Raw genomic sequence first — 21610 nt, 5'->3', positions numbered from 1 at the left:
CATTAAAAGTGATCGGTATCCGCTCTGTCCTTGATCAGATTCATGGGGCGAGTGTGGAGTCGATTTATTAAGTAGGAATTAACGCGAAAAAAACCAGAAGTTAACAATTTCGTTAACTCCTGGTTAAAAAATCTTACAGCTTCCAATCCAGTGCCAAGGTGATCGAACGTGGGTCACCCCAATACACGCCGTTATAGAAACCGACGCGCTCGTAATATTTTTTATCAAATAGATTGTTGACGTTGACCGACGCCGAAACATGTTCGTCAAACTGGTAGCGCGACATCAGGTTGACCACGGAGTAGGCCTGCTGGGTGATTTTCGCCCGCGTGGTGATCCGGTTTCCGTCACCGTCCCGAGCGCCTGTCGGCCTGTTGCTGAAATCGTAGATTTCGCTCTGCCAGCTCACGGCGCCGCCGACCGTCAGGTTGCGCCATGAGCCCGGTAGCCGATAGGCGCTGGACACCTTCAGCAGGTTCAGCGGCTGGCCGGTGTTGTTGCGCTTGTCGGAGCCATTCACCGAGTGGGTATAGGTATAGCCTGCCGTCAGGTTCCAGTCCGGCATCACCTCGCCGGCCACCTCCAGCTCGAAGCCATTCACCTTGTTACCTTTACCGCCGGACTTGTAGTACTCCTCGCCTGTGGTCGGGTTCGGCGGTACCGAATCATCCCGCTCCGCGACGTTGTCCTGTGTGCTCCAGAAATACGCAGCCGCCACGTTCAGTCGCTCCTCCAGCAGACTGCCCTTGATCCCCACCTCATAGTTGCTGCCCACCACGGGCTCTAGGTATTTCTTGCTGGCGTCCTTTAGGCTTTGCGGCTTGAAGATGTCGGTGTAGCTCGCGTAAACGGTGTATTGCGGGGTGATGTCGTAGAGCAGCCCGGCATAGGGCGTCCACATATCGTTGTGGGTCTGGCGGGTCTTGTTGGCGGCGGTCAGTTGGTTGTCGGCGTTATAGGCAGGCGCAGCGCTGACCAGTTCCCAACTGCCGTAGCGGCTGCCCAGTACCGCATGCAAGCGTTCGGTCAGGCTCAGGCGCGTGGCCAGGTAGCCGGCCTTCTGCTGCTTGCTGCTGTGCTCGCCCTTGAGGTCAGTGACGGTGTCGGCAAACTTGCCGATCCCGCCCATGTGTTTCCAGTCTTCGATGCTGTAGTAGCTGGCAGGCAGGCTGCTGCGCATGAAGGGGGAGACGTCGCGTTGCGTGGCCTCGCCATAGCCCATCATCAGTTCATGCTCTCGACCCAGCAACGCGTAGCTGCCGGCGAGGTTGAGATCAACCGCCTCCATTCTCGAGGTGCCGAGCATATGGCTTGCCCATGCCGTCATGCCGCTGCGGTCAGCGTTGGGGAACCCCGCACCGCCGTAGTACACCTTGCCATCCGTGTCGCTTTGTCGATGGGTGTAGGCGGCCTTCACATGCCAGTCGCCGCCCAGGCGATGGTCGAGGGTGGCGAAGGTGGTCTTGTCCGTCAGTGGCCAGGAACTCCAGTGCGCCGCCATATTGGTGGAGCGTGAGAGCCCGGCCTTGCCACCCTGGCTGTTCCAGTAAGGCACGGTGCCCCAGGAAGTGCCTTGGACCTGTTTGTTCTGGTAATCAAACCCCACGGCCAGCACAGTATCGTCTGACAGGTCGCCTTCGAGAATGCCGTAGCCGACTGCTCGCTGCAGCCCGTAGTTGTCGCGGAACGACTGGCTGTCGCGGTAGGCCAGCACCGTGCGCCCGCGCAGCTTGCCGTCGTATGCCAGGGGGCCGCCGACATCCACGTAGCTGTAGTAGTTGTCATGGCTGCCACCGCTGATGCCGGTTTTGGCCTGCCACTGGGCGGTGGGGCGCTTGCGCACCATGTTCACCGTGGCCGACGGGTCGCCGGCGCCGGTGGTCAAGCCCGTGGCACCGCGAACCACCTCGATGCGGTCGTAAATGATGGTATCGGAATCCGACTTCATGTAGCCGAAGGTGTTGAGCATCCCGTCAATCTGGAAGTTGTTGATGCCATAGCCACGGGACGAGTAGGACACACGGTCGGAGTCGTTGTGCTGGACGTTGATGCCCGTGGTCTGGCGCAGCACTTCGGTCAAGGTGTTGAGGTTGAAGTCATCCATTTGCTGGCGAGTGATCACCGAGATGGACTGCGGGGTTTCCTTGACGGACAGGTTCAGGCGGGTGGCGGTGCTCATCGAACCGGTGGTGTAGGCCCCGGTGTGCTCGGTGGTAGCCCCGAGGCCATCGGCACTGATGCGCGTGGCACCGAGTTCGAGGGTGTTGTCTTTGAGGGTGTAGCTTTCGGGGTTGGTTTCAGCCAGCAGGTCCGGGCTCACCACCACGCTGAAGAGGCCGAGGGTAAAGGTCATGGAACGGGTAAAGGGCGCAAACATCGCGGAAGACTCCTTGTCGTCTTTGCAGCCTTCTCAGTAAGAGAAGGCCTTGGCTCAAAGACGAAAGGAGGCGTGGAACTTTAGGCTTAAACGAGAATGATTGTTATCTTTCTGTTACAGCGGTGCTTGGAGTACCACCTCGGTGGTGGCCTTTTTCGGTTTGATCAAGCTGAAGTCGATCAAGCCTTTCTGCTGGCGCTCGTAGGGGTTGCCGATCAACAAGGGGCGTGGCTTGAAGCTGTCGCTGACCAGGCTCTTGCTGCGGTCCCATTCATCGAAACTCAGCCCGGCCAGGTCGGCCCAGGTATGAATCAACTGCGAACTGCTGTACGGGCGTTGCAGGTCGCCGGCGAAACTCCAGTCGTGGGTTTCGCGCCATTTCGGTGAGGCGTAGGCCATGAACGGGATGGTGTACATCGGCGCTGTCGGCTTGCCTTCGTTGCGGCCCAGGGTGCTGTGGCCGGCGGAGTCGAAGACGTCTTCACCATGGTCCGACAGGTACAGCAGGAAGCCGTTGGGGTCGGTCTTGGCGTAGTCCTTGATCAGGCTCGACACCACAAAGTCGTTGTACAGCACGGCATTGTCGTAGCTGTTGTAGGTCGGCAACTGTGCATCACTGACGCCATCCGGCACGCCCTGGCGGTCGGTGAACTTATCGAAGGTCGGCGGGTAGCGGTACTGGTAGCTCATGTGAGTGCCCAGCAAGTGCACCACGATGAACTTGCGCTCGGCAGGGTCGGCCAGGGCCTTGGAGAAGGGCGCGAGCACGTCACCGTCGTATTGGCGGGCGTTTTGGTTGCGGTTGTTGTTCAGGTACACCTGCTCGTCGGCCTGTTCCGAGAACGTCGTGAGCATGGTGTTGCGCTTGGTCATGGTCTGCTGGTTGGTGATCCAGTAGGTCTTGTAGCCGGCCTGCTTCATCACGCTGACAATCGACGGGGTCTTGAGGTACAGGTCCGGGTTTTCTTCGTCGGCGAAGGTCAGCACCTGTTGCAGCGCTTCGATGGTGTAGGGGCGCGGGGTGATGACATTATTGAACACGGCCAGTTGGTCGCGCAGCTTGTCCAGCTCGGGCGTGGTGTTGCGCGGGTAGCCATAGAGGCTCATACGCTGACGGTTGGTGGACTCGCCGATCACCAGCACCAACGTGGACGGCTGGCCGGCCATGCTGTCCTTGAGGTTCTTCAAGGGCGGGATCTGGCTGGCGCTGGTGAGCATGCCTTGCATGTTGTCCAGCTGTTCGGTGTAGCGACGGTATGCCACGATCATCTGCCACGGCACGGCGGGTTCGATACGGGTTTCAAAGCGATCGATGGCCTGTTCCATGTTGTCACTGGTGGCGATCTGCTTGACCAGCGGATAACCCACCACCGCCACAACAATCGCTGCAGCTGCCAGCATCGACTGGCCGCGAGGCAGGTAGACCGGGCGCAGGCGCGTCCACAGGAATACGGCGAAGGCGGTGTGGGCAATGAACGCCAGCACGATCCACCAGGCAAAATACTGGGTGGCGTATTCGCCGGCTTCAGAGATGTTCGACTCGAACATGATGAAGATGACGCTTTGGGAGAATTCCTGCTGGTAGATGAAGAAATAACCCAGGCTGGCCATGGAGCACGCCCATAGCACCACACCGATCAAGGCGGCGAGCAGGCGCGTACGGCGAGGGAACAGCAGCATCGGCGCCAGCCACAGCGCACTCATGAAAAAAGCTTGGCGAAAGCCACTGAAACCGGAGGTGCCGGTCAGTTGGATCAGCAGTTGGGTAATACCCGAGAAGTACCAGAAAAACAGAAACAACCAGCCAAAACCGGCCCAATCAAAGCCTTTCGCAGACGTGGTGCTGCGTTTGAACATCGCCATCCAGCGCTCCAACCCGATAATTTTTCAGTTGACGCGCAGGGGCGCACGCAACAGAGGCCACCCTTGCATGGGGTGGCCCTTCGGGCGGGAGTATCGGGAGGGGCATGTGAAAACTTTGTGAGATTTATGTAGCCGTTATCTTACAAAGTGGTGACGAGGCTTAGCAGAGTGCAGGCTGGGCGCTGGAAGGCTGGTCCAGCTGGGCTTGGATGATGTGCGAACGCAGGCGCAGGACTTCCTGCTGCAGTTGATCGCGTTCGTCCTTCAACTGACGCAACTCATCACGACGGATGTTGACGTAGAGGGTCTGTGGCGGGCGGGTCATCTGTGCTGTGCTCATTGCTTACCTCGCAAATAGCCGGTAGATCGCGGTGCCAGAACGCTTGATTCGAGGTTCTCGGCATCAGTCGGAAGCAATTCTGAATTCTTTTTTGTAACAAGGGAACTTTTTTATTTTTCACGGTCCTGTGACTTTTATCACCGTGATGGTGAAATGATGGCTACTTTTTTGTCATGAAACTACACGGATCCGCTCTGGACTAACCCTCATTAGCCTCATTGCGCTATAAACTATGTCACACATTTTTTAGTAGTTAGGAGCATCAGCACATGCAACTGGGGATTATCGGACTAGGCCGCATGGGCGGGAATATTGCACGGCGCCTGATGCTCAATGGGCATACCACCGTTGTTTACGACCGTAACGAAGCATTTGTAAAAGGCCTGAGTGAAGAGGGCGCCACCGGCGTTGCCGACCTCAAGGCGCTGGTGACCGGGCTGCAGAAGCCGCGCACCGTGTGGGTGATGTTGCCGGCAGGCGCGCCCACTGAAGACACCATCAATGAATTGAGTACGCTGCTCGAAGACGGTGATGCAATCATCGACGGCGGTAACAGCAACTATAAGGACGACGTTCGCCGGGCCAAGGCCCTGGCTGAAAAAGGCCTGCACTACGTCGATGTCGGCACGTCCGGCGGCGTGTGGGGCCTGGAGCGTGGCTATTGCATGATGATCGGTGGCGACGCCCAGACCGTGCAGCGCCTTGATCCGATCTTCAAGAGCCTGGCGCCGGGCCTGGGCAACATTCCGCGCACCAAGGACCGTTCCGCCAGCGCCGACCCGCGTGCCGAGCAGGGCTATATCCACGCCGGCCCTGCGGGCTCCGGTCACTTCGTCAAGATGATCCACAACGGCATCGAGTACGGGATGATGCAGGCGTTTGCCGAAGGTTTTGACATCCTCAAGACCAAGAACTCGGAAAACCTGCCGGAAGACCAGCGCTTCGACCTCAACGTCGCCGATATCGCCGAAGTCTGGCGCCGTGGCAGTGTGGTGTCGTCCTGGTTGCTGGACCTGACCGCCGACGCCCTCGCCACCGACCCGAAACTGGAGGGCTATTCCGGGTCGGTTGCCGACAGTGGCGAAGGCCGCTGGACCATCGAAGCCGCCATGGAACAAGCCGTGCCGGTACCGGTGTTGTCCACCTCCTTGTTCGCACGCTTCCGCTCGCGCCAGCAAAGCACCTACGGTGACAAAATGCTCTCTGCCATGCGCTTCGGCTTTGGTGGTCACGTGGAGACTTCCAAAAAATGACCGCCAACGGCAAGAAACTCAAGGCCGAACCCGCTCCGCCCACCACCCTGTTTCTGTTTGGTGCCCATGGTGACCTTGTAAAGCGCCTGCTGATGCCGGCGTTGTACAACCTCAGTCGGGATGGGCTGCTGGCCGATGGCTTGCGCATTGTCGGCGTTGATCACAACGCCATCAGCGATGCCGATTTCGCCAAGAAACTCGAGGACTTCATTCGTACCGAGGCCGCGAGCAAGGTCAAGGGCAACGCGGATAACGCTCTCGACCCACAACTGTGGGCGCAATTGGCCAAGGGCATCAGCTACGTCGAGGGCGATTTCCTCGACGACAGCACTTACGCCGACATCGGCAAGAAGATCGCCGACAGCGGCACCGGCAACGCGGTGTTCTACCTGGCAACCGCACCGCGCTTCTTCAGCGACGTGGTGCAGCGCCTGGGCAGTGCCGGCCTGCTGACGGAGACCGACGACAGTTTCCGTCGCGTGGTCATCGAGAAGCCCTTCGGCTCCGACCTAGCCACCGCCGAAGCGCTGAACGCCAGCCTGCTCAAGGTGATGAGCGAGAAGCAGATCTATCGCATCGACCATTACCTGGGCAAGGAAACGGTGCAGAACATCCTGATCAGCCGTTTCTCCAACGTGCTGTTCGAAGCGTTCTGGAACAACCATTACATTGACCACGTGCAAATCACCGCCGCCGAAACCGTCGGCGTAGAAACGCGTGGCAATTTCTTCGAAAAAACCGGCACGTTGCGCGATATGGTGCCCAATCACCTGTTCCAACTGCTGGCGATGGTGGCCATGGAGCCGCCTGCAGCCTTTGGCGCCGACGCCGTGCGCGGCGAGAAAGCCAAGGTGATTGGCGCCGTACGCCCTTGGTCCCTGGAGGATGCGCGGGCCAACTCGGTACGCGGGCAGTACACCGCCGGCGAAATTGGCGGTAAACAATTGCCGGGCTATCGCGAAGAAGCCAACGTGGCGCCTGACAGCAGCACCGAGACCTTCGTCGCCCTCAAGGTGATGATCGACAACTGGCGTTGGGTCGGCGTGCCGTTCTACCTGCGCACCGGCAAGCGCATGAGCGTGCGCGACACCGAAATCGTCATCTGCTTCAAGCCCGCGCCGTATGCGCAGTTTCGTGACACCGAGGTCGATGAGCTCAAGCCCACCTACTTGAAGATCCAGATCCAACCGAATGAGGGCATGTGGTTCGACCTGCTGGCGAAAAAGCCGGGGCCGACCCTGGACATGGCCAATATCCAGTTGGGCTTTGCCTATAAGGACTTCTTCGAGATGCAACCGTCTACCGGGTACGAAACCCTGATCTACGACTGCATGACCGGCGACCAGACCTTGTTCCAGCGCGCCGACAACATCGAGAACGGCTGGCGTGCGGTGCAGCCATTCCTCGATGCGTGGAAGGAAGATGACGGGATCCAGGCCTACAAGGCGGGTGAGGACGGCCCGGCCGCCGCCGACGCCTTGCTGGAGCGTGATGGCCGCAGCTGGCACAGCCTCGGATGAGTGACGCAGCGATTCATCCCATCCGTTTTATCCTCAGTGACGTGGACGGCACCTTGCTGCATCCCGATCATAGCCTCAGCCAACGCACCGCCGACGCGGTGCGCGCCTTGCGCGAAGCCGGAGTGTTGTTCAGCCTGGCCAGCGGGCGCCCGCCCAAGGCCATGCTGCACCTGATCGAAACCTTTGGGATCGATGTGCCGGTGGCGGGCTTCAATGGCGGCACCTTGATCAACCCGGATGGCAGCATCCTGGTTGCCCATCATCTGCCGGCGGAAGCGGCGCTGGTTACCCTGGCGCTGTTTTCAGCGGAGCCGGAGGTGGAAGTGTGGGTGTTTGCCGATGGCGACTGGCTGCGCCGTGACCCGCCAGGGCCGATGGAGCCACGCGAGGCGAATGGCCTGGGCTATGGGCCGGTGGTGGTGGAGAGTTTCGAGCCCTACCTGGACCGGGTCGACAAGATCGTCGCCGCGAGTCACAACACGCAATTATTGGTGGAGCTGGAAGCGCGATTGCAACCCAAGGTGCAGGGGCTGGCCCAGGTGTCGCGTTCGCAACCGGTGTACTTGGACGTGACCGCGATGCTGGCCAACAAGGGCGAGGCCTTGAAGACCTTAGCGGCGCACCTGGGGGTGCCCATGGAGCAAACGGCGGCGATTGGCGATGGTGGCAATGACCCGGCGATGTTTCAGGTGGCCGGGTTGTCGATTGCCATGGGGCAGGCGGAAGAAACCGTCAAGCGCCAGGCCAGTGTGGTGACGGGCAGCAACATCGAAGATGGCGCCGCCGAAGCAATCGAACGGTTTATTCTCGCGGCACCCTAAGCGACGCGTGTTCTAACTCTGAACTTGCGCGCCGTTAACACATGGCGCGCAAGTTACACGGTCGACTTACTTTGGCATTACCCAGGACTGCAACTGGTGGCCATCTTTGTCGAGTTCGGCACGCGCTTGCAACAGCAAGTTTTCCAGTTGCGCCGGGTCGGTATAGGCACTCGACGACAGTTGTTTGCTGCCGATACGGTTATTGGTACGGTCGATGACGCTCAGGCTCAGGGCGCCGTTGCCATCGTGCCAGGCCACGCACTGAAAGGGTTGGAAAGCACGGTCTGCGATCAAAAGAGCTTCGTTGATGCGGAGCGGGGCGTTCATGTGGGTTCTCTCTCATTGCCCATTCAAGTGAGTGCCGGCGGTTGGGCTGACCGTGCGGCGGGTTACTTGTACTGATGCACGATGGCGGGGTACGGGTCACATGTTAGAGCAACTATTTTCAACTTTTAGTGATGGACGTCATGTAAGCGGCTGTTTTGAAAGCTGAATGAAAGTTCTGGCAGTGCCTAACTTTTTTGGCGTAAACGCGCGAAAGTGGCTTTTTGCCCAGACTTATAGCGAAACGGTACAAGCCCCGCGTCAAGACCTTGCTAGGGTTAGCAGCAGACGTCACAAACTGTTGTTTCTAAATAACTTTAACAATTTTGACGCCAAGGAACAGTCATGGGTGGACCCCCCGTTCAACGTCGATTGCTAGTGGTTGACCCCTGTGACGACTGCCACGGTCTGTTGCCCGGTTTGCGGACGGCGGGGTGGGCCGTCGACAGCTGTACGTTGGAAGCGGTGGGTGACCGATCCTGTGATGTCGGCCTGTTGCGCCTGCAACCGTACCATCTGGAGCGTCCGGAAGCGGTCAAGGAGCTGATCGGCCGCAGCGGCACGGAATGGATCGCCGTACTCAGCCAGGACGTGTTGCGCCTGCAGAACGTCGGTGACTTCGTCTGCGAATGGTTTTTTGACTTCCATACTTTGCCCTTCGACGTCGCCCGCGTACAGGTGACGCTGGGGCGCGCGTTCGGCATGGCACGCTTACGGGGCAAGGGCCAGACGCCGGTGGATGAACCCGAGCATGAACTGTTGGGGGACAGTCGGCCGATCCGCGAACTGCGCAAATTGCTCTCCAAGCTGGCGCCCACTGAATCCCCGGTGTTGATCCGTGGCGACAGCGGCACCGGCAAAGAGCTGGTGGCCAAGACCCTGCATCGTCAATCCCAGCGCCACGCCAAACCGTTTGTGGCGATCAACTGCGGGGCGATCCCGGAACACTTGATCCAATCCGAACTGTTTGGGCATGAAAAGGGTGCGTTCACCGGTGCCCATCAGCGCAAGGTCGGACGTATTGAAGCCGCGAACGGCGGCACGCTGTTTCTCGATGAAATCGGCGATCTGCCGATGGAACTGCAAGCCAATCTGTTGCGGTTTCTGCAGGAAAAACAGATCGAACGCGTGGGCGGCAGCCAACCGATTCCCGTGGATGTGCGCGTACTGGCGGCGACTCACGTCGATCTCGAAGCCGCAGTGGAGAAGGGCACCTTCCGCGAAGACTTGTATTACCGCCTCAACGTCTTGCAAGTGGTCACCGCGCCATTACGCGAACGCCATGGCGACGTCGCGATGTTGGCCAACCACTTTTCACGGTTCTACAGCCAGGAAACCGGCCGCCGCCCCCGCAGCTTCAGTGACGACGCCCTGATCGCCATGGGCGAGCACGCCTGGCCGGGCAATGTCCGCGAGCTGGCCAACCGCGTGCGCCGCGGCCTGGTACTGGCCGAAGGGCGCCAAATCGAAGCCGTTGATCTGGGATTGCAGGGCCGGCAGGCAATTTCGCCGCCCATGGCTACACTGGAAGACTACAAGCACCGCGCCGAACGCCAGGCACTGTGCGATGTGCTCAACCGGCACAGTGACAACCTGAGTGTCGCCGCCCGCGTGCTGGGGGTGTCCCGGCCCACGTTCTACCGGTTGCTGCACAAACACCAGATCCGCTAGGGCGGGTAAACCGAAAAGCCCCGCAACGACCCTTATCGTTGCGGGGCTTTTCCTTTGTTGTGGTAAACGGGCTTGTCGCACCGCCCGCGTTGGGCGGCGAAGCAGCCCCTCCTCAATCAAAAGTAATACGGAAACTTCAGGCTGAACGTAAAGTCCGGCGCATCATCCGTCATCCCGATCGCCAGGTTCGGCACAATCGTCAGGTTGTCCGATGCGGCAATCGTCATCCCTACGTTGAAGTAGCCGGCGTTGGCGTCGCTGGACACCACCGACTGCCAATCCCCGCCATTAGGTTTGAGCTTGCTCTTGCGCTGTATCAGGTCGGAGACTGAGAACGACATACTCATCTTTTCGTTCAACGCGAAGGCAACGCCCATGCCGACCTGGAAGCTGTCGCCAAGGCTGACCTTGCCGCCGACTTTCTGGTTGACGTCACTGCTGATGTCATCGAATGACTCTTCGAAGTTGTGGGTGTAGGACAGCGAACCAAACAGCACGGCCGGGTCGAACGTCTTGACCAGGGATATGCCCGGAGTAATCGACCAGACACCGTTACCCGTAGGCAGGTTTTCCGGGACGTACAGGTTGTCGTTGGCGGTAGACCTGACCAGCTTGATGCCAAAGGGTTCTTTACCGGTTGGCGCCTTGACGCGTACCGACACCACCGCATCCGGCAGGGTGGGGGTTTCATCCAGGAATTTGTATGCCACGCCGAAGTTGACGTCGCCGATGGTCGGGTCGCGGGTCACCGACTCTTCCGATGTGGCGTTGCCATTGTTACCGGCACCGCCCGACTGGTAGGTCGATTCGCGGTAGATCACCGGTACGTTCACATCAAACTGCCAGCGGTTATCGAGGTTATAGCGACCGGTCAGGTCAAGGGTCCAGTTGTCCGACTTGATCCGGTCCAGGTTGATATTGCCGAGGAAGATCGAGTCCAGCGCCAGGAAGCCGTTAAGCGTCAACTGGCGGGCGTCGTAACGCGCATAAGAGACACCGGTTTCAAAGCTGAACTTGCCATTGCCGAAAAAGCCGCTGGCCTCGTTATAGAGGTTACTGACGCTTTGCGCAGGCGCCGAATCGTCCTTGAGGGACTGACCATAGGAACTGCCGCCGCCGCCCGCACCACCCGAGGCGGCCGCAGCGCCGGTACCGGCGACGGTTGCACCGCTGGCCTTCTGGAAGTCCGCCGGGGATTTCGCCAGGCGCTTGGGCGCCGGTGTCGCCGGTTGATCCTCAACCTGGCGTACCCTTTGCTCCAATACCGCCAGGGCTTTTTGCTGCACGTCGTACCGCTGCTTGAGTTCCAGGAGTTCTTGTTTGAGGGTCTCGATATCGGCGTCTGGCGCGGCATACAGCATGGATGCTGGCAAGAGCGTACTTAAACAGACCACCGCGCGTAACGATAACGATCGATGCATGAAATAAGCCGTCCTTTTCTAATGCGAAAGTGTCGAGGGTCAGCGTAGTTCAATAACCGAGAGTGCGTAGGCCTTTAAGTTGATCCAAATTGCAGTTCAACGCCGGGTTGTTCAGTCCGTTATTGCCCATTACCACGTTGAGCTGGGTCATGTTGTTGACGAAGTTGGTATTACCGGTCAACACCGTGCCTTGCAGCACTTGCCCGCCGCCAATCTGCTGGAGGCTATTGCCTTGGTTATGGTTGGCCTGGATCGCCATCTGCAAGCCGCCATTGTTGGCCGATACGCTTACGCGGCCCGCCGCGCTGTCGCCGGTTACCGTACCGCCGGCCACCAAGACATGCCCCGATTGCACAATATTGGAAGGCGCAAAGCCGTTTTCAGTGACGTTGATACCGACATTGTTGTACGCCGTGTTGCCGTCGCCGGCGGTGCGCACGCTTTGCGTCACGCCGGTGCCAGTGCCCAGGCCTGCGCCTCCGGTGACGTTGCCGGTGCCGGTATTCTGGTTCGTACCGGTGCCTGCCGAGCCGGTGGTCTGCACATAAAACTGAGGGGTAATGGTCGATGAATCGACTTGCATGCTGGCTTTGCCGGTGATGGTGTCACCCACGGCATTGGTCCAGGTGCTGCTCATGACAATACCGAAGCTGATGATCCGCCCCGGCATCACGTAGCGGCCGCGCAGCTCGGCCATTTCCGAATCCTTGAGTTCGATCGGTTTGAACCCTGATGAAGCATAAGCGGGCATTGAGGCTGCCAGACACAAGACCGTCAGCCAACGGGAAGTGTTCATCTTTCGCTCCTGGAGCGTCCTGCCCCTTATTGCGCTTCTTTAGAAGAAGTCGCTCTGGATGAAACCGAAATCCATCAGCTCGGCATCGCCTACGGGCCTGAACTCATTCAACTGGTTCTTGGCGGTCAGTGGCGTGGGCGGGTCGAGCAAGGCATTGGCCTTGTCGTAGCCTTCACCCAGCACGGCGAAAACGATGCCATTCCAGCCCTTGACGAAGTCGTCGTGTGAATAGCGCTTATGGCCCAGCACGGGGTCGCCGATATAGACCCAGTCCTTGTCCGCGCGCTGCAACACCACGAAGTGCTTGTAGCCACGAATTTCCAGCAGCACCACCACAGGGATCTTCACGGTCACCAGGGTGTCTGGACCGATCTTGTAGCCCCGGGCACGCATGCCGATGCTTTCGAGGTAGCGTTTCATGTCCAGCATGGAAAAGCCCTGGGTGCGTACCAGGTCCTGGTCCGCATTGACCAGCATGCCTTTGATGACGTGGTCTTCGTCTACGTCCAGCCAATAGCCCTGGCGCAGAATGGTGGCGAGTGCCGCAGCACCGCAGCTGAAATCGGTTTTCTGTTCCACCAGGTTGGCGAACCGGCGCTCACGGATACTCTCGACCTTCTTGTAGATGACTGCACCGCCAGGCATGGCGGAGATCGCCATGGTGCCTGCCCATGTAGGGCCGGTGAGCAACATCAGGAGGGTGAGGGTCGCGAGGCGCATGATCGTGTGACCTGCTGGCTACTGATATAAAAAACAGGGAGTAAAAAAGGGCCTTGTTGCCAAGGCCCCGTTGGATCAGAAGCGCACGCCGCTGGCGCAGGCGCTGCAACCCTGGCCGATCGACAGGCTGTTGCTGCCTTGGTTGCCGGCACCGGATTGCAGGTTCACACCCACGTTGCCGGAGTTGCGGTTAACCGAGTTGTCGAGGCTGGAGTTGTTGGACACGTACTGAGGTTTGCTGCCACGGCCATAACCGTGGCTGGTAGCAGCGGTGTTGAGGTAGTTGTTGGCGAGCGAGTTTTGCTCGGTGTTGGCGGCCGCTGCGATGTTTTTGCCATCAGCCGTGGTGATCGCCAGGTTGTTTTTGCCTTGGTTGCCTTGACCGGCCTGGCCGTTGTAGCCCAGGTTGCCGGAGTTACCGTTAGCCGAGTTGTCCAGGGAGGCGTTGTTTTGCGTGCCTTTGTTGACGAAGTTGTTCAGCCCGCTGTTTTGATTCACATCGACCACGGCAAATACGGTGGCGAAGTCGCCTTTGGCGCTGGAAATCGCGCCAGAGTTGTCGGCTTGGTTGCCGCTGCCGGCTTGAACGTTCACACCGACGTTACCGCTATTGCCGGTCACCGAGCCATCGGCAGAGGCGTTGTTTTCGGTTTTGGTGTCGTCAAACTTGTTGCCGACACTGTTTTGTACATCCGTGACCACGGAGGCAACCACACCGGTTGGTTGAGGCGCAGGGTGCCAGCCACCACCTGCTTGAGCAGCAGCAGCCATCAGGGCGGCGAGAGCGAAAACCATTGGTTTCAGGGCCATTTGAGGTTTCATGGTGTTTCTCCTTGCTTCTAATTAGTTGGTTAAGTGTTGGTACGGTCTAGCCAGTGCTACCAAGCTGTTACTTGATAGTGATGCCCAGGGTGTTAGCCACTCGGTTCCCCACCCCAGCACTCTGGTTCACCTGAATCACTCCTCGGCTGCCTGTGAAGGCCAGGTCGCTTGTCACGACCTGGCGGCTGCCAGTGGTGGGGGTGAGCCCTGAGTCGGTTGCCAGCGTCGTCGTGTTCTGTTGCAACAGGACGCTGTCGTCTATGGCTTGCGGGCCAGGGTTGATGCTGATCCGCACGGCATTGACTGATTGGTTATTGGCCCCGGCTGACTGGTTGATGCCCAACATGCCGTTGCCATTGGTAAAAGAGGTGCCCTCGATCGCTGCCTTGGCGGCCAGAGAGGGGTCGACCTTGCCGTTCATGTTCTGGATATTGCGGGTGGTGCCCTGGCCACCAAGTGCGACGGCGCGGTTGTTGGCGGTTTGCTGCTGGTTGCCCGCCGCCTGGTTGATCATCACGTTGCCGTTGTAGGCTTGGCCGCTGTTGTTGATCACCGCGGTGTTGTCGGCCATCGCCGAGGCACTGCCCAGCAGGGCCAGAAGGAGCAGGGAACGGTTCATTATTTGCCCCCCATCATGCTGCCGATGTTGTTCAAGGGCGCCATGCCACGCTGGATCGAATCGCTGATCTGCCCACCCACGGAAGCGCCGGCACCGTGACCGGCGGCTGAGCCGGAACCGAGTGTGGAGACACTGTTTTGGGTGTTGTTCAGGCCCGGAATGTTTCCGTTGGGCAGGATGGCGCGGGTAATGCCCGCGCCACTGGCGATGCCACCGATGTCCATGTCACTGAGCTCACGCGTGGAACCAAGGATCTCGTGGCTTGGATTGGCGTTGGCGGTGGTGGGGTAGGGGTCTTTACCGAATGAAGGTCGTCCGTACATGTGCCCTTGTACGTCGCGGCCGGTCACGATCACGCCGTCAGCTGCCAGGGTCGGAAGACTGATGCTGGCGCTGAGTACACAGCTGACCAGCAGTACGTTCATCGAACCTTGAGTGAGTGTGATCACGGCGGCATTCCTTATTCTTCACGCTGACCCTAAACAGCGTTGTAAGGGAGAGAGCAGAAGCCGTGCCGCTTTTTATTTGTCTCGGTTATTCAATGGGTTGCGATAAATGCGAGGCAAAATGATGGCCGCACTGTATCAGCCGTGAGACAGCGACCCTTAAAGCCCAGGCTACCCAGCCACTGCACAACCGCTTCACCTCCCTGTATCAGCGTTGAAACACCGCGCATGACAAAACGATGAACGCGCTCACCGTGGGCGGTTCAGGGCAGGGAGGTGTAAAAAAAACGGACACGTCGGGCGCGCGCAAGCCTACGCCGGAGGGCGAAGACTCAGCCTTTAGGGGCTTTACGCGGGATGGAATTGAGTACGGGGTTGCCGTCCTGGTTCTGGGTCAGGTAGACCGGCAGCACCTTGGGCAGGGAGGGCACGAGGTTGTTGACCTCGTTGATGTTGTAGATGCCGCCGATGCGGATCGCCCCGGTGCTGGCGTCGGCCAGCATCACCGGTTTGCTCAGGTAACGATTGATCAGCGGCAACGCATCGGCCAGGGCCAGGTTGTCGAGGATCAGCTTGCCCTGGCGCCAGGCCAGTGCGGTGTCGTCCGGGTTGATCGGCTGCACGCGAGGCGTGGCGTCACCCTGCTGATAGCTGGCCTGCATGCCGGGCGTGAGGGGCACGCTGCCGTGTACCGCGTCGCTGGCGATTTGTACCGAGCCTTCGAGCAGCATCACCCGTACTTGTTCTTCGTATTTCCACACGTTGAACTGGGTACCCGTGACGCGTACCTGGCCATTGCCGGCGCGCACGATAAACGGGTGGGCGTTGTCATGGCTGACCTTGAAGAACGCCTCGCCCTTGTTCAGCGTGACCCGGCGCTGGTCCTTGTAGTTGCTGTAGACCAGCTCGGTGCCAAGGTTGAGTTCCACCTGGCTGCCATCGCCCAGGGTGACCTGGCGTAAACCCGTGGTGGCGTCGAAGCGCTCATAGGAACTGGGCAACCACCCAGCTTCCCAGCCGGTAAAAGCGGCGAGGGGCAGGGCGACCAGGCAAATCGCCGCTGCCACTGCGTAGGTACGCGCCCGGCTGCGGGGCTTGAAGGGCACCACTACTGGCGCAGGTTCGTGGCGTGGCAGGTGGTCGGCGACGTCCCAGATTTCGAGCATCGCCGCATATTCAAAGGCATGCAGCGGATGGGCATCGTGCCATTGGGTAAACGCCTGACGTTCGCCCTCCGTGCAGTCAACGGCGTGCATGCGCATGCACCAATGCGCAGCGGCATCGGTGATCGCGTCATATTCGGCTTCTGATAGAGACTGTTCGCGCATTGACCCATCCTGATTTCCGTCATTCTAACTTCACGGGCCCGTGACGAGAACAGCGGTCATGGCGATTGCACATCAATGTTGAACGAATTTAGGCGATACAGCGGTTGAAACCTGCCATATAGCACTCATTCTCATTAATTGGCGTGTCCAGTCTCCTAGGTTCAAGGTGTCGTCGGTATAGGGTCGAGATGGCGTCCCATCTCGCAGATAAGACGAGCGATGGAGTCGGCGTTGCACAGAATCGTGTCAATGCGTGCGTCCGGTGATGTGCTGTCCAGAAACGCGTCGCGCGCATCTTCCACAGTCGTACTGCCCGTGGACTTTTGGACGGCTTTAAAGATGGGATCATCGGAGTCCATAGAGTCGAAGCTCTCCCACATGCCCGAGAAATCGTTCCAGCGTGAGAACAGCTGGTGACGCGGGGTGGCCAATGACAAGGCTTCGCGCTGTATCTGCTGCAAACTGTCGCGGGCGAGCCTGCCGGTCACGGTCAAGATTTCGATCAGGTCCGAGAACGGCCGGCGTGATTCAGCCGTGCTGATATCGTGGGCGGGCGTGTAGAGATGGGCGAACTCGTGAATCAGCGTGGCCGCTCGTGCATGGCCGTCAATGTCGAACGGTTCGGTCAATAGGTGGGTGTATTGGTGCAGTTGTTGATCAAAAAACCGTTCGGTGAAAAACACTTGCTTGCTCTGGTCTTTGGCGATGACGAACGCTATCACGCCTTCAGTGGGATCACTGCCGGTGCCCACCACGAACCGTGAGTTGTTCAACAGATCAAGGCTGGGGTCCACCAAGGCTTTGCACACCGGTATCAGAACTTTTCTCATTTTTTTCAGCATGCTTTCGTCGATGTTGTCGGCGTCGAACAATTGCCTCAGGAACCCCTCCAGGCGGGTACCGGGTGTCAGCTGCTTGAGTTGCACCAGGTTGTGCATGGCGTTGAACGCATAGAAACGCGCCAGATCCAGCGCTTCGATGATTTGCATGGCCTTGGTGGGATACAGCCGGCGAATCTGTTCCATACCCGTCGCTTCGATGTTCAAGAACATCTTGGCGCTAGAGCGGGTCACGTAGCTATTCCCCAACCGCGAGAGCGCCTTGCCGTATTGCAGCCTGTGATTGTGCGGTTCCAGGACCAGACGCTGCAGACGGGTACTGGACACCAGGGGGCCGTCGCTGCCGGGGGCTTTGCCGGCTATTCGCAGTCGCTTGGCGTGTTTGATCGGGTAGACCTTACCTTCCACTGCGCCGTAGAGCGCTTTGCCATCGGAGGTGGCGTAAAGCCCGGTTTTCGGCTGTATGTGCAAGTCCGCCAAGGCTACATCGTTGACTTCGTAGGATTGCAGGCGCGTACGCCTGGGGTCTGTCACGTCGATGTCCGTGAGGGTTGGCGCGATCGGGGCTGCAGGGGTTTTCAGGTCGCGTTCATCCACCTCGTTGAACACCGGCGGTTGCGCCTTGGGCACCGGCGTGCGCACTAATTGCTCCACCGTCGCCATTCGCGCAACACCGAAGATGAACGAGCGCAGTGCATCCTGCCAATGGTGCTGTTGCAGGGCCTCGGCCGAGTCCTTGAACAGGGTGTAGCTCTGCCAGATCAGCAAGGGTAGCTGCAGTTTGCCCGGTAAGAACCTTGCCGCGCGCTGCACGCCGCTGCTCAACAGGTGCTTGATGGTGTCCCAGAAGTCTTGGCCATCAGGGTCAAGCTGATGCTCAAGCATGCGTCCCATCACCTGCCGGTTGTCCTGGTACAGCTGTTTGATGGCGTGGCCCTTGATCGGCTGATTGGCCAAGGTGATTTCCGATGTCGCACCTTTGGTACCCGCCAGCAGGTTTTTATACGTGGCCTTGTGCGCACCCAGCAGGTGGGCAACGATCCAGTCTTGCAGCCTGCCGGGTACATTCAGTTGGTTGAGAAACTGCGCCGTGCTCTCGAACTCCTTGAAACAGTGGCTGGGGTAGTACGGCGCATAGAGAATCAACGGGCCTGTGGTGCCGGCACTGATCAGATAAAGGCCCAGCGCCTTGGCGATGCTGGCGCGAGGTGTCGCAATCATTTCAAGGGGGCGAATACTCGCCGTGGCACCGTCGACGGCGGCTCGCGCGATGGCGTCCGGCATGTCGAATACCTGGCGAATCAGGGTGTAGCCGGCGTCCGATAACTGCTCCTGCAGTTTCAGCGCATGGGCGTGTTGCAACAGCTGCCACGGCAATTGCTGGACGAAACGCCGCTCACGCGCCTGGGCGCCCGGTTGGTCGGTTTCCAGTTTTTCCTTGAGGTAGTCCTGGCCGTTTTTGGCAATTTTCAAGTTCGCGAGGAGTTGGCGGACAGTCGATTCGGTCAGGGTCTTGGCGCCCGATTCCACGGTGAAGGAACTCGCCTGCTCATTGATGTGCGCCAGGGCGTAATCGACGAGGTTCTGCCGCTGCCCACCCAACGCAAGTGTTGGCGTTATAAACACGTCTTCGGGGTAAAGGGTGTAGTCCACCAGCATGTCGCTGAGCGTGTCGTGGACATGCTGGCGCAACGAGAACAGCTCATACAGGTAGTCTTTCTCATCCAGGGTGTTGCGTCGGTATTGTTCCAGCAACTCAGCATGGTGGCGTTGCTCATCAGGCGGCGCCATGCCCAACCAGGCCGGCAGCGAGCGTTGCGCGACAAAATAATGCGCGAGCTGCGCCGCGCCCTCCAAGGGCGACGCGGGAAGCACGGCTAAACGATTCAAGAATGCCTTGCCGGTCGGCTTCTGTGCCAGCCAATGCGCCCTTTGTGCGATGTAGTGGTCGATCCACGACTGCTGGCGGTTTTCACTGATGGGCTCGGTGATCAGCCAGAACGCCCCCAAGGTATATCTGGCATGGGGCAGGCGTTGGCGCGGGTCAAGGTTTTCCAGGAGCGCCAGGCGTGCGTCGGGATCTTCCAGCCGCGCCTTGAGTTGTTCTTTCGCCAGCGACGGGGACGCGAAGCTTTCCAGGCCCCACGCCGGGGTCCAGAGAATCGCGCGGCCCGAGTGATGGTGGTCCAGGCCGCCGCGTTCGGTGAGCATCAGGCAATTGGCCAAGCGGTGGCGCAGGCTTTGCCCTTCACGTTCGACGGTGACGCAGTAGACATCCGGGATGAACCCTTGGAGGTCCTCCCGTCGACGGCGGTCGGGGGTATCGCTGTCAAAAACGGCCTGGATGATCGACTCGTCCCTGGCGTCCAAGCTCTTGTTCAGGCGCCGCAGGTGCGCCTGGCTCAATATCGCCTTGGACATCATGTCGCCCATCAGCGGCAACAGGCTTTCAAGGCGTGCACGGGGAATATCGCCGATGTCCTGGTGTTTAAAATGAGTCAGCACGCCCTCGACCATCCGATTGAGGGCCTTGACGTCCAGGTTGGACAGTTTCTCGGCATGCTTGCCGTTGCGTGGCTGATAAACGCCGTAATGACGGGTCTCGGGAACCGGTCCGAGACCTTCGGCCAGGCGGCCGATGAAGTGATCCTCCAGGCTTTGGCTTTCCAGAGGCAACGCCACGGCACGCTGGTCGGCGCTGTCAGCGTAGCGATTGATGAATACCCGTGCCGGATCGAGCTGTTGGCGCTCACGCTGTCTCAAGTTATCGATCAGCGGGTCCATGACCGAGGGCAATGGCTTCATCAGGTCTTCCAGTGCCTTTGGGATATCAATCAGCTGTTTGTAAAGCCGTTCTGCGCGCTTGGCGGCGGCCGACACCGGCCGCGTGGGGTCGGCCAATACGGAGTGAGTGGTCCAGCGCTGTGCGCTGTCCAGCGCCAGAAGCCGGTCGTCGACCATGAAGCGCACGTCCAGGGCATGGTCCAGCAGCGCCGAGAGGTTGATATCGCCGCGTTCGCGACGGAACTGGCCGAGCACATAGATCAGGTTGTTTACCTGCTTATCAATGATGCGTTCCATCAAGTGTTCGAACACGTTGCCGACGATGAGATTGCCGGTGACCTGAGGCTCGGTAAAGCCGATAAACAGCAGGCGCTCCTCCAGGGACATAAAGTTGTAGACATCGTCTTCATAGGCGGGCGCCTTCACCATCGCCTTCAAGGTCTGGATCAGGTCGGCGTGGTCGGCCAGCACTTGCAGCCCTTTGGGCGGCGAGTAAAACCAGGTGTGGGCGTTGCCAATCATCACGCAACTGGTCAACTCGACACCATGCGCCGCGTGTTCCCAGAACCGCACGGTCTCCCAGCGCAGCCCGCCACTGGCTTGGGCGCGCGGAGCGCCGTCAGGGAGGAACAGGGCGGCCAGTTCATCCGCTTCTTCAGGGGTGATGATCGCGTCCTGGCGTTTGAGCAGTAGATCGATCCGGGCCTTGTGCGCCATCGTTTGTGCCAGGAATGTGCGACGCGAGGTGCCGTGTGGCGTGTCGGTATTCCAGAAAGTCTCCAAGGTGTTTTGCAAGAACGACGACAACTGCCGTGACGCCTGTTCCAGGCCGTTTTCCCACGGGGTCAGTGCTTTGGATACGGGGGTGTATTGGGGATGGAAAAACTCACGTGTCTGCCCCACGGGCCAAGCCTGCTGACGATAGCGCAACAGCAGTGCATCGGTGATCGGCAGCGAATTGACCCATTGTCGAGGTTCACCGTCGGTGGACCCCACCTTGAAAAAGTTGACCCGCGCGCGGCTGGGGTCGAGCGTGGGCAGGAGTGGGCGAAACACGCTTTTGAGCAGGGCCTGAAGCATCGTCTCCAGGCTGGGCAGTTTAACCAGCTCGGCGAGCACCGCCTGCAGGTTGAGCGTTTGCTGGCGGTCCAGGGCTTTTTTTTGCGCCTGGAAAACATCCTGTGCAATATCCTCGGACGTCAGCACCAGGCGGTTGTCCAGGATCAAGCCGGCGCGTGTGCCCAACGCGATGAACTGCAACAGGTCATCCGCTTGTGTGGCGTCCCTGAGTCGTTCGGTCAGCTCGACGAGCAAGCGTGCACGGTTATCGAACTTCTCCAAACCTCCGTAGGGCGTATAGAGAAACGCCGGGGTGTAGTCGCCTGTCGAACTCATCATGAAGCTGCCCGCCAGCTCCAGCGCCGACGGAGTGTTTTTGTTCAGCCAGAGGGCTTGGGCGATCATTGGCGGTTCTTGCGCGCGTCGCGTGGCGTCGGTGGCGAACGACAGGTTGCGCAGAAACCCGATGTCCTTGGCGGTGATGCTGAAGTGCCGTTCGCGTTCGCGTTCCTTCCAGCCTGTGCGCAAGGCTTCGGTAAAAAAGTAAGGCGGTTGTACCTGGCTCATGAGGCGTTCCTTAAAGACGTTCAGACGGTGCGACGGCCCC

General features: G+C 59.4%; 16 protein-coding genes. 4 read left to right on the top strand and 12 right to left on the bottom strand.

Going from position 1 to position 21610, the window contains the following annotated elements; genetic code table 11:
* Positions 1-133 precede the first annotated feature (133 nt).
* From AO064_RS15090 to AO064_RS30705, 3 genes are all read right to left on the bottom strand, one after another.
* Positions 134-2377 carry a TonB-dependent siderophore receptor gene (locus AO064_RS15090; protein ID WP_064053843.1) on the bottom strand — a complete coding sequence of 748 codons (2244 nt, stop codon included), beginning with the start codon at positions 2375-2377 and terminating at the stop codon, positions 134-136.
* A 114-nt stretch (positions 2378-2491) separates the two neighbouring features.
* Entirely contained in the window at positions 2492-4240 is a 1749-nt protein-coding gene (locus AO064_RS15085; RefSeq protein ID WP_043205255.1) for a phosphoethanolamine transferase CptA, read from the bottom strand.
* Positions 4241-4400: 160 nt separating this feature from the next.
* A complete protein-coding gene (locus AO064_RS30705) occupies positions 4401-4580 on the bottom strand; it encodes a DUF6026 family protein (RefSeq protein WP_012723880.1) in 180 nt (59 codons plus the stop codon).
* A 269-nt stretch (positions 4581-4849) separates the two neighbouring features.
* Between AO064_RS30705 and gnd the strand changes: the two genes are divergently transcribed.
* Genes gnd through AO064_RS15070 form a run of 3 tightly spaced genes read left to right on the top strand, consistent with a single transcriptional unit; the run spans position 4850 to position 8174 of the window.
* Positions 4850-5833 carry a phosphogluconate dehydrogenase (NAD(+)-dependent, decarboxylating) gene (gene gnd, locus AO064_RS15080; RefSeq protein WP_012723881.1) on the top strand — a complete coding sequence of 328 codons (984 nt, stop codon included), beginning with the start codon at positions 4850-4852 and terminating at the stop codon, positions 5831-5833.
* Complete coding sequence (gene zwf / locus AO064_RS15075) at positions 5830-7353, top strand: glucose-6-phosphate dehydrogenase (protein ID WP_064053842.1); 1524 nt, start codon at positions 5830-5832, stop codon at positions 7351-7353. The genes gnd and zwf overlap by 4 nt, the downstream gene beginning before the upstream one ends.
* Complete coding sequence (locus AO064_RS15070; RefSeq protein WP_064053841.1) at positions 7350-8174, top strand: Cof-type HAD-IIB family hydrolase; 825 nt, start codon at positions 7350-7352, stop codon at positions 8172-8174. Before zwf ends, AO064_RS15070 begins: the two co-directional genes overlap by 4 nt.
* A 66-nt stretch (positions 8175-8240) precedes the next feature.
* Here the strand turns inward: AO064_RS15070 and AO064_RS15065 are convergent, their stop codons facing one another.
* Positions 8241-8501, bottom strand: a complete 261-nt coding sequence (locus AO064_RS15065) for a hypothetical protein (protein WP_012723884.1) — start codon at positions 8499-8501, stop codon at positions 8241-8243.
* A gap of 342 nt (positions 8502-8843) precedes the next feature.
* On the opposite strand from AO064_RS15065, the gene AO064_RS15060 reads away from it, so the two are divergent.
* Complete coding sequence (locus AO064_RS15060) at positions 8844-10169, top strand: sigma-54 dependent transcriptional regulator (RefSeq protein WP_012723885.1); 1326 nt, start codon at positions 8844-8846, stop codon at positions 10167-10169.
* Between the two features lie 116 nt (positions 10170-10285).
* On the opposite strand, the gene AO064_RS15055 is transcribed toward AO064_RS15060, so the two are convergent.
* The 8 genes from AO064_RS15055 to AO064_RS15020 form a co-directional block, all read right to left on the bottom strand.
* A complete protein-coding gene (locus AO064_RS15055; RefSeq protein ID WP_064053840.1) occupies positions 10286-11590 on the bottom strand; it encodes a hypothetical protein in 1305 nt (434 codons plus the stop codon).
* Between the two features lie 49 nt (positions 11591-11639).
* Positions 11640-12386, bottom strand: coding sequence for a hypothetical protein (locus tag AO064_RS15050; RefSeq protein WP_064053839.1), 747 nt, complete (start codon positions 12384-12386; stop codon positions 11640-11642).
* A 39-nt stretch (positions 12387-12425) separates the two neighbouring features.
* Positions 12426-13106 (bottom strand): C39 family peptidase, encoded by a 681-nt coding sequence (locus tag AO064_RS15045; protein WP_012723888.1) that lies wholly within the window; start codon positions 13104-13106, stop codon positions 12426-12428.
* 75 nt (positions 13107-13181) lie between these two features.
* On the bottom strand, positions 13182-13928 hold the full coding sequence (locus AO064_RS15040; RefSeq protein ID WP_064053838.1) for a hypothetical protein: 747 nt from the start codon (positions 13926-13928) through the stop codon (positions 13182-13184).
* Between the two features lie 67 nt (positions 13929-13995).
* Positions 13996-14547: a hypothetical protein gene (locus tag AO064_RS15035; protein ID WP_064053837.1), complete on the bottom strand. Its 552-nt coding sequence runs from the start codon at positions 14545-14547 to the stop codon at positions 13996-13998.
* On the bottom strand, positions 14547-14996 hold the full coding sequence (locus AO064_RS15030) for a hypothetical protein (RefSeq protein ID WP_064053836.1): 450 nt from the start codon (positions 14994-14996) through the stop codon (positions 14547-14549). Before AO064_RS15030 ends, AO064_RS15035 begins: the two co-directional genes overlap by 1 nt.
* Positions 14997-15325: 329 nt before the next feature.
* Positions 15326-16321, bottom strand: coding sequence for a FecR family protein (locus tag AO064_RS15025; RefSeq protein ID WP_064053835.1), 996 nt, complete (start codon positions 16319-16321; stop codon positions 15326-15328).
* A gap of 161 nt (positions 16322-16482) precedes the next feature.
* The gene (locus tag AO064_RS15020) at positions 16483-21570 is read right to left on the bottom strand and encodes a dermonecrotic toxin domain-containing protein (RefSeq protein ID WP_064053834.1); all 5088 of its coding nucleotides are present in this window, start codon (positions 21568-21570) and stop codon (positions 16483-16485) included.
* Positions 21571-21610 lie beyond the last annotated feature (40 nt).

Origin of the sequence: Pseudomonas marginalis, assembly GCF_001645105.1 — a bacterium.
Taxonomy (GTDB): Bacteria; Pseudomonadota; Gammaproteobacteria; order Pseudomonadales; family Pseudomonadaceae; genus Aquipseudomonas; species Aquipseudomonas petroselini.
The sequence above is the reverse complement of the archived record's forward strand: the minus strand, read 5'-3'. Positions and strand labels throughout refer to the sequence as shown.